The following is a 6,959-nucleotide window of genomic DNA, read 5'->3' as shown; positions in this document are numbered from 1 at the left end:
GCCGCCTGCTGCAGCTTGGCCGCGTCGGTCGCAGCCTGACGGTCAGCCTGCGGTGGTCGATGTAGGCGGGGCGGCGATTTTTCCTGCCCGCACGGCGACGGATGATGAGTTGCGATCCGGGGCGCAGTCGCCGACAGACATTGGCGGTGAGACCAGAAGACGACGCATCATGAGCGGGAACGAGACACAGGCAATGTCCGGGGCGTCGCTGACTACGCTGGACCTGACGGACTTTCATGGTGACGCGGATCGCCGCGAGGCCTTTCTGAGAAACCTGCTGGATGTGCTGTACGCGCAGGGCTTCCTGTATCTGAACGGACATGGCGTCGATCAGGGCTTGATCGATCAGGTGCTGGCGGCGTCAAAGCAGTTCTTCGCTCTGCCGCTGGACGACAAACTGCAGATCGAGATGGTCCGGTCACCGCACTTCCGGGGCTACAATCGCGCGGGGCTGGAGCTGACGCGCGGCCAGCAGGACTGGCGCGAACAACTGGACATCAACACCGAGGCGGCGCCGTTTCTGCTCGGGCCAGACACGCCTGCGTGGCGGCGGTTGCAGGGGCCGAACCTGTGGCCTGACGCGATGCCTGAATTGAAACAGGTGCTTCTGGCCTATCAGGCCGAGGTGACGCGGGTTGGCATCGAACTGCTGAAAGCCATCGCAGCGGCTCTGGGCCAGCCGGAAAACACCTTTGCTGAAATCTACGAGCCCGACCCGTCGCAACTGATGAAGATCATCCGCTATCCGGGGCGGGATGTGGCCCAGACGGATCAGGGCGTCGGCGCCCACCGCGACGGCGGTTTCGTCACCGTGCTGCTGCAGGATAGGACGCCGGGCCTGCGGGTGCAGGCGGACGACGGATCGTGGATCGCGGCGCCGCCCGTGCCGGGGACCTTCGTCATCAATGCGGGCGAACTGCTGGAGTTGGCGACCAATGGTCTGGTCCGCGCCGCCATCCATGATGTAGTCGCGCCGCCTGCGGGTGACGAGCGGTTCTCGGTCGCCTTCTTCCTGGGCTCGCGGCCTGATGCGGTGGTGCCGGTCATTCCGCTGTCGGAGGACCTGAAGCGGGCCGAGCGGGGCCTGTCGGTCGATCCGCTGAACCCCATCTTCCGCGAGGTCGGCCAGAACCAGCTGAAAAGCCGCCTGCGCTCACATCCCGATGTCGCCGCCGCCCATTATGCGGATGTCCTGAACCTGATCGAACGACCTGCGGACGGCTAGGGGGCGGCTGCGGGGCGCTGTGGCGCGGGCGGATCGCGCATAGGCCGACGGCGTGGTTCCGGTGGTCTGGCGGAACAGCTTGTGGAAATGCGAGCGGCTCAGGCCCACTGCACTGGCGACCTGTTGCGATGAGGGCGCGCGGCCTTCGGTCCTCAGCATCTCACAGGCGGTCTGGATCAGGACGTCGTGTTTTTCCGCCAGAGACGCCCCTTCGGGATCGCAGCGGCGGCACGGACGAAACCCTGTGCCGCGCGCCTCGGCCAGCGTGTCATGCAGGCGGATGTTCTCAGGCAGGGCGTGGCGGGCCGGGCAGGTCGGGCGGCAATAGACGCCGGTGGTGATGACCGAATACCAGAACTGACCTTCCGCGCTCGGATCGCGGCGCATCAACTGAGCCAGACGGCGACCGCGCAGATTCATGTCGGACGCGGCGTTGAAGAGGCGGGTGACTTGGTCCATGGCGAAAATCCCTATGGGCGCGGTTACATGAACCAAGGACGCCGACGGGCGCAGACAGCCTTACGGTCGGACCGTTTTTTCTTCAGAAGGCGGCTTCAAAACCCAGACGCACGGTCAACGGGCGCAGCGGCACGACTTGCGGCTGGGACAGCTGATAGGGCGAGCCTATGCCGTAGCGGATGCCCGACACATCCATCGGATTGGAGACGCGCAGGGTGAAGGCGCGGCGGTCGTCGCCCAGCCGCGCGGTCAGGGCCGTCAGCAGATAGCCGCCCTGCGGAACGTCCAGCCCCACGCCCACGCCCAGCCGCGACCGACCGACATAGCGGAAGTCTGCGCCCAGCCGCAGCGGCAGGCCCGCCACCAGCCCCGGCTGATAGTCGAAACTGAGTTGCCCGCCGACCGGCGCCACATTGGGGATGTCGCCCTTGCCCGCCGCAATGATGCCGATGCGGGTCGGCGTCAGCTGGCTTTGGTTCAGGAACAGGCCGCCCGAGACATCCAGCACGTCCGTGGGCCGCCAGGCGGCCTTCAGAGAGATGAACTTGATCACGCCGTCGCCGACGTTGTCGGTGACCATGTCGCCGCCGGGCGTGATGATGTCGGCCTGCACATCGCGCCAATCCATCCACCCCGCAGAGACTTCGCCCGTCAGTCCATGCCAGGGCTCATAGGTCCGTGCGCCCAACTCCAGCAGGGTGACCCGGTCGCCCTGATAGCGTTCGAAGGCGCCGTCTGCCTCATTGACCCCGGCGGGGCGCACGGCCTGCTCCAGACGGGCGAACAGCGTGGTGTCCGGCGTCACGTCCCAGCGCGCCGACAGGCTGGGGCTGAGGCGATAGTTGATGCCGGGGTGGTCGCGTTCCTTGGCGCGCAGATCAGCGGCGACCACCTGGATGTCATTGTCGATGCGGGTGCCGGACAGGCGCGCGCCGACCGCGAACCGCCAATTCGGCGCCGGGGCGACCGAGGCCTCTCCGAAGGCCGTGGCCTCGGCGAAGGTGCGTTTCAGGTCGGCGCCATAGGCTGGCGTGAAGGACGCCATGACGGTTTGGCGTCGACGCTCGACCGTGGTCTCCCCAAAGGCGACCGCCACCCCGCCAGACCAGGTCAGGCCCCGCGACGGCGCCATGTCGATCCGCAACTCGGATGAGGTGCTGGAGGCGGTCTGGGTGCGGTCCACCACGATCGGATAGGCGTCGCCGCCCAGGGTGGCATCGAACCGCTCATCCAGCGTATGACGCGACACGCTGGTCGCCGAGGTCAGCCGCGCCGATCCCAGCCAGCGCCGCGCGGTGACGCCTGCCAGGGCGATGGTGCTGGAATAGGGTTCGCGCACACGGCCGGTCTTGAGCAGGCGCGCGCTGTCGACGGCGATCGTCTGGGCGTCTCCGGCCTGAACCTTCTGGGCCACGCCGACCACATCGACCGTCCAGTCGCCATTGGTCCAGCGCAGCGTCCCGCGCGCGCCGGTCGTGTCCACATAATCGGAGTTGCGCAGCCCCAGCGTCGGATTGTCCAGAATGCCGCCGTCGCGCCGGGCATAGGCCACCAGACGCCCTGCCGTCTGATCGCTGAACGGTTGATTGAGAACCACGGCGACATCGCCGCTTTCGGCCCCGCCCGATGTCGCGGCGCCGCCCAGGATCAGACGCCCGGACGCCTCGTCCAGTTCGGGTGCAGCCGGTTCGATACGCAGCACCCCGCCGATGGCGCCGACCCCGAAGCGGGTGCCCTGAGGTCCCTCGAACACCTCGATCCGGCGGATGTCGACCAGGGCCAGATCCGGGTCGGGTGATCCGAAGCTGAGGCGCAGATCGCCCAGATATTGCCCCACCGTCGCCTGCAGCGGACCGTTCATGGCCGAGTCCGCCAGGCCTCGCACGAACAGCTTGTTGCGGCCTGTGCCCTGGCGCGTGGAATCCACTGTGGCGGTCAGGTCCGCGACGGCGTCACTGGTGGCGGCGCCTTCGAATCTTTGCAGCGCGCCGTTGTCGACCGGGGTGCGTCCTGACGCCTGCGACAGGCCGACGGGCGGGGCGGCGGTGACCACGATCTCGCTAAGCTGGGTCGTGACCGGAGGCGGCGGCGTTGCGGCTGGCGTCGTTCGAGGCGGTGCGGCCTCGATGCGATAGGCGTCTTCACCGATCAGGACAGCGCGCGCGCCCAGCGGCTGCAACAGGCGTTCGAACGCCGCATCCACCGTCATCCGCCCCCGCAGTTCCGGGGTTCTGCGTCCGCTCAGGTCGGTCGAGATGGCCACATCGACGCCCGCCTGGGCCGCCAGACGGTTGATCGACTGCGTGGCGGGGCCTGCGCTGACCGAAAAGGTCTGCGGCGCGCCAGCCTGTGCGGCCAGCATCCCTGCAACCACGACAGCCGCGACGCTCACGAGGCCGGTCTCGGCTCCAGCCTCCAGCCCGCACCTTCATCGACGACAGAGACGTCGAGCAGGCGGGACAGACGATCCTTCTGATCTTCAGGCGCGGCGCGGGTAGTCAGGCTGCCGCTGAACCGGCGACCGGACAGGGCGGGGGAGACGGTGATGGGCCGGTTCAGCGCCCGCGCCAGATCCTGCGCCACGACGCCCAGCGCCTCATCGGCATAGGTCAGACGCCCCTCGCGCCAGGCGGCGACATCATCGGGCGACAGGGTGCGCCGATCCAGACCGCGAGGGGTCGAGATCACGCTGTCGCCGGGGTTCAGGGTCGCGGTGTCGGCGGGGGCGTCCACACGCACGCTGCCTTCGGACACGGACACCCGCACCCCGTCCTGCAACTGGGTCACGTCGAAGACGGTGCCCAGGTCCGTCAGGGTGGTTTCGCCCACGACCACCACGAACGGATGGGCGTCGTCATGCACGACGGTGAACAGAGCACGTCCACCCTCCAGCCGCACGTCGCGCGGCTTGCGCCGATCCATCGCCAGCCGGGTGCCGCCGTCCAGCGAGACGACCGAGCCGTCGGCCAGGGTCAGGGTGTGCTGTTCGCCCGGCGCTGTCTCCACCGTCCAGGGCTGGGCGCGCTGGCTGTTTGCGAACCAGACGCCGCCGATGACCACCGCCGCCAGGGCGGCGGCGACCGCCGCCAGCGACCGGCGCGGCAGGCGGCTGATCTTTCCAGCGCGGAAGGGCTGAACAACGCGCACGGGCGCGGTCTTCAACGCCTCGACAGCGTCGGCCTCGGCGCCCGCCAGCCGCCAATAGGCCTCGGCGTTTCGAGCGTCGGCCGCCATCCAGGCGTCCCACGCGTCCCATTGATCGAAGCCGGGATCATTGACCTGAACCAGCCAGTCCAGAGCCTCCCGGTCGACATTTCTTTCTGAAATGGTCATCCCCATGCCCCTAGGACGCCGCGCCTTGCGATATGCCTCACGGTCTGTCCCCCTCAAGGTCCAGAATTGCCGCATAGGCTCGGCGAAGATGCTTTTCGACAGTGCTCAGACCCATGCCGAACTCCTCGGCGATGCGACGCTGGGTCAGGCCGTCGATGCGGTGGCGTCGGAAGATGGCCGCCGCCGGATCACCCAGATCGGACAGCCGCGCCTCGACCTTGGCCAGAAGCTGCACGGCCATCAGGCGCCGCTCGGCCTCGGCTGAGGCGATGCCATCCCGCGGCAGGTTGGCGGGTGTGGACCATTCGGCGTCGCGCGCCGCGGCGCGTCTGGCCCCGCGTTTGCGGTCCAGCACGGCGGTATAGACCATGCGCAGCAGATAGGCGTGGGGGCTGGCGACCGGTCCGTCGGCTGATTGCAGCTTCAGCCAGACGTCCTGAACCACATCCTCGGCGTCGCCGCCTGCGCCCATGGCCTGCGCACGACGGACCAGCGCCGGGCGCATCTCGTTGAAGACAGCCTCTAACCCACCAGTCGGAATGTCAGACGACCCGCTCATCAACCCCGCCATAGCCTTGGCCTGCGTCGGGTGGCAACCGTGACGATAGACCATCCGCCGCTGGCGACAGCGACGGATGGCGCTCTAACGCCTTATTGCGCGTAGGGCGGCACGCGCAGGTTCAGGCTGATGTTGGCGTTGCGTTCGGCATAGAGGGCCGCTTTTTCCGCATAGGCCGGATCGTTCCACGCCCAGGCGGCGCGTTGCAGCACCTCATAGATGCCGTCGGTCTCATTCTTGTTCAGTTCCGGCCAGCGCCACTCCTGTTCACGACCGGCATAGGCCGCGACGAAGTCGGCGGCGCCGCGCAATGAACGCCCGTCCTCTGAGCGATAGTTCCACAGGTCCACGCCGACGCAGCGCGCCTCGTCGGCCAGATCAAAGGCCGCCGTCAGGGTCCAGGTCGTATAGTGCAGCGACCGGGTGCGCGTCAGTTCCTTGGGCAGGCTGCCGTCAGGATCGATCTGGGCCGCCAGACGCCGGGTCTTGGCGCGTTCGGCGATGGCCTGGGCCGCATCATCCATGCCTGCGAACAGGGCGAAATGGGTGATGAGGGTGTCGTAGTAGAGGCCGTGGTTGTTCTCGGCGGCCCGCTCCTGACGCCCGATGGTGCTGGTCGCCATCCACTGCACCAGTTCGCCGAACCAGTCCTGAAGCGCCTCATTCTCTTCGCGGGTCAGGGCCTCGGTCGGCAGCAACAGGCCCGCCGCCTCGACCACCCGCACCAGACGGTGGGCGTCGATGACACCCTCGGCGCGGCCCGAGACGCGGCCCGGCACGGCCTGGCCGTGGTTGAAGTTGGGGTTCATCTTGGTCGCCGGGTCAAGGAACCACACCCGGATCATTTCGGCGGCCTTGGCGGCGTAGCGTTGATCGCCGGTGAAATAGTTGGCCAGGGCCAGGGCCTGCACGTCCTGGCTCATGCCCTCCAGACTGGAGACGTCGAAGGCCTTGGTGTCCTTCTCTGGGTTGAACTGGCCGTCGCGGCGTACATAGGGCAGGCCGTGGGGCTTGGAGCGGTCCGGCCACCAGTAGGGGCCCATGCTCATATAGTCGTGCTTGTCGCCGCTGGCGGGCGTCATGGTCTTGGTGACGACCGTATAGGGTTCACGCGTCAGGGCGGCGTCGGCGCGGGTCTTCAGTGCAGCCCACGCGGGCTGAAGCGAGGCGTCGTCAGACAGGCGCGACTTGATGGTGGTCAGCCAGTCGGGGCGCCACAGGAACGTGCGGCGACCGTCGAACGCGGCCGAGTATCCTGCGGAGCCTTCACAGACGGGCGCAACCTGGCTCTGGGCGACGGCGGGCAGGGCGGTGCAGGCGACGCCGATGGCCGCAAGCGAGGAGATCAGACGTTTCATGCTGGAAATCCTGGCCGGCCGCCGC

The 6,959-nt window shown here is 67.9% G+C and carries 6 protein-coding genes; 1 reads left to right on the top strand and 5 read right to left on the bottom strand.

The window, feature by feature from the left end; translation table 11 throughout:
* On the top strand, positions 1-1,225 hold a 1,225-nt coding region (locus tag QZ281_RS04590), incomplete at its 5' end, for a 2-oxoglutarate and iron-dependent oxygenase domain-containing protein (RefSeq protein WP_292225251.1).
* Here QZ281_RS04590 and QZ281_RS04585 read toward each other — a convergent pair.
* The 5 genes from QZ281_RS04585 to QZ281_RS04565 form a co-directional block, all read right to left on the bottom strand.
* Positions 1,154-1,684 (bottom strand): Ada metal-binding domain-containing protein, encoded by a 531-nt coding sequence (locus tag QZ281_RS04585; RefSeq protein WP_292225250.1) that lies wholly within the window; start codon positions 1,682-1,684, stop codon positions 1,154-1,156. The genes QZ281_RS04590 and QZ281_RS04585 overlap by 72 nt on opposite strands.
* Before the next feature lie 82 nt (positions 1,685-1,766).
* Positions 1,767-4,076: a TonB-dependent receptor gene (locus QZ281_RS04580; RefSeq protein WP_292225248.1), complete on the bottom strand. Its 2,310-nt coding sequence runs from the start codon at positions 4,074-4,076 to the stop codon at positions 1,767-1,769.
* On the bottom strand, positions 4,073-5,017 hold the full coding sequence (locus QZ281_RS04575; protein ID WP_292225247.1) for a FecR domain-containing protein: 945 nt from the start codon (positions 5,015-5,017) through the stop codon (positions 4,073-4,075). The genes QZ281_RS04580 and QZ281_RS04575 overlap by 4 nt, the downstream gene beginning before the upstream one ends.
* 37 nt (positions 5,018-5,054) lie before the next feature.
* A complete protein-coding gene (locus QZ281_RS04570; protein ID WP_292225245.1) occupies positions 5,055-5,576 on the bottom strand; it encodes an RNA polymerase sigma factor in 522 nt (173 codons plus the stop codon).
* A 92-nt stretch (positions 5,577-5,668) separates the two neighbouring features.
* A complete protein-coding gene (locus tag QZ281_RS04565; RefSeq protein ID WP_292225243.1) occupies positions 5,669-6,934 on the bottom strand; it encodes an alginate lyase family protein in 1,266 nt (421 codons plus the stop codon).
* Between the last annotated feature and the right edge of the window lie 25 nt (positions 6,935-6,959).

The sequence above is a fragment of the Brevundimonas sp. genome, from assembly GCF_018608325.1.
Classification (GTDB): domain Bacteria; phylum Pseudomonadota; class Alphaproteobacteria; order Caulobacterales; family Caulobacteraceae; genus Brevundimonas.
Note: the sequence above shows the minus strand (reverse complement) of the source record. Positions and strands in the feature narration are given on the sequence as shown.

What these genes read in the sequence shown, in the direction of transcription:
- QZ281_RS04585 (WP_292225250.1), bottom strand. Translation starts at nt 1,684, where the DNA reads ATGGACCAAGTCACCCGCCTCTTCAACGCCGCGTCCGACATGAATCTG.
- QZ281_RS04575 (WP_292225247.1), bottom strand. Translation starts at nt 5,017, where the DNA reads ATGACCATTTCAGAAAGAAATGTCGACCGGGAGGCTCTGGACTGGCTG.
- QZ281_RS04565 (WP_292225243.1), bottom strand. Translation starts at nt 6,934, where the DNA reads ATGAAACGTCTGATCTCCTCGCTTGCGGCCATCGGCGTCGCCTGCACC.
- QZ281_RS04570 (WP_292225245.1), bottom strand. Translation starts at nt 5,576, where the DNA reads ATGAGCGGGTCGTCTGACATTCCGACTGGTGGGTTAGAGGCTGTCTTC.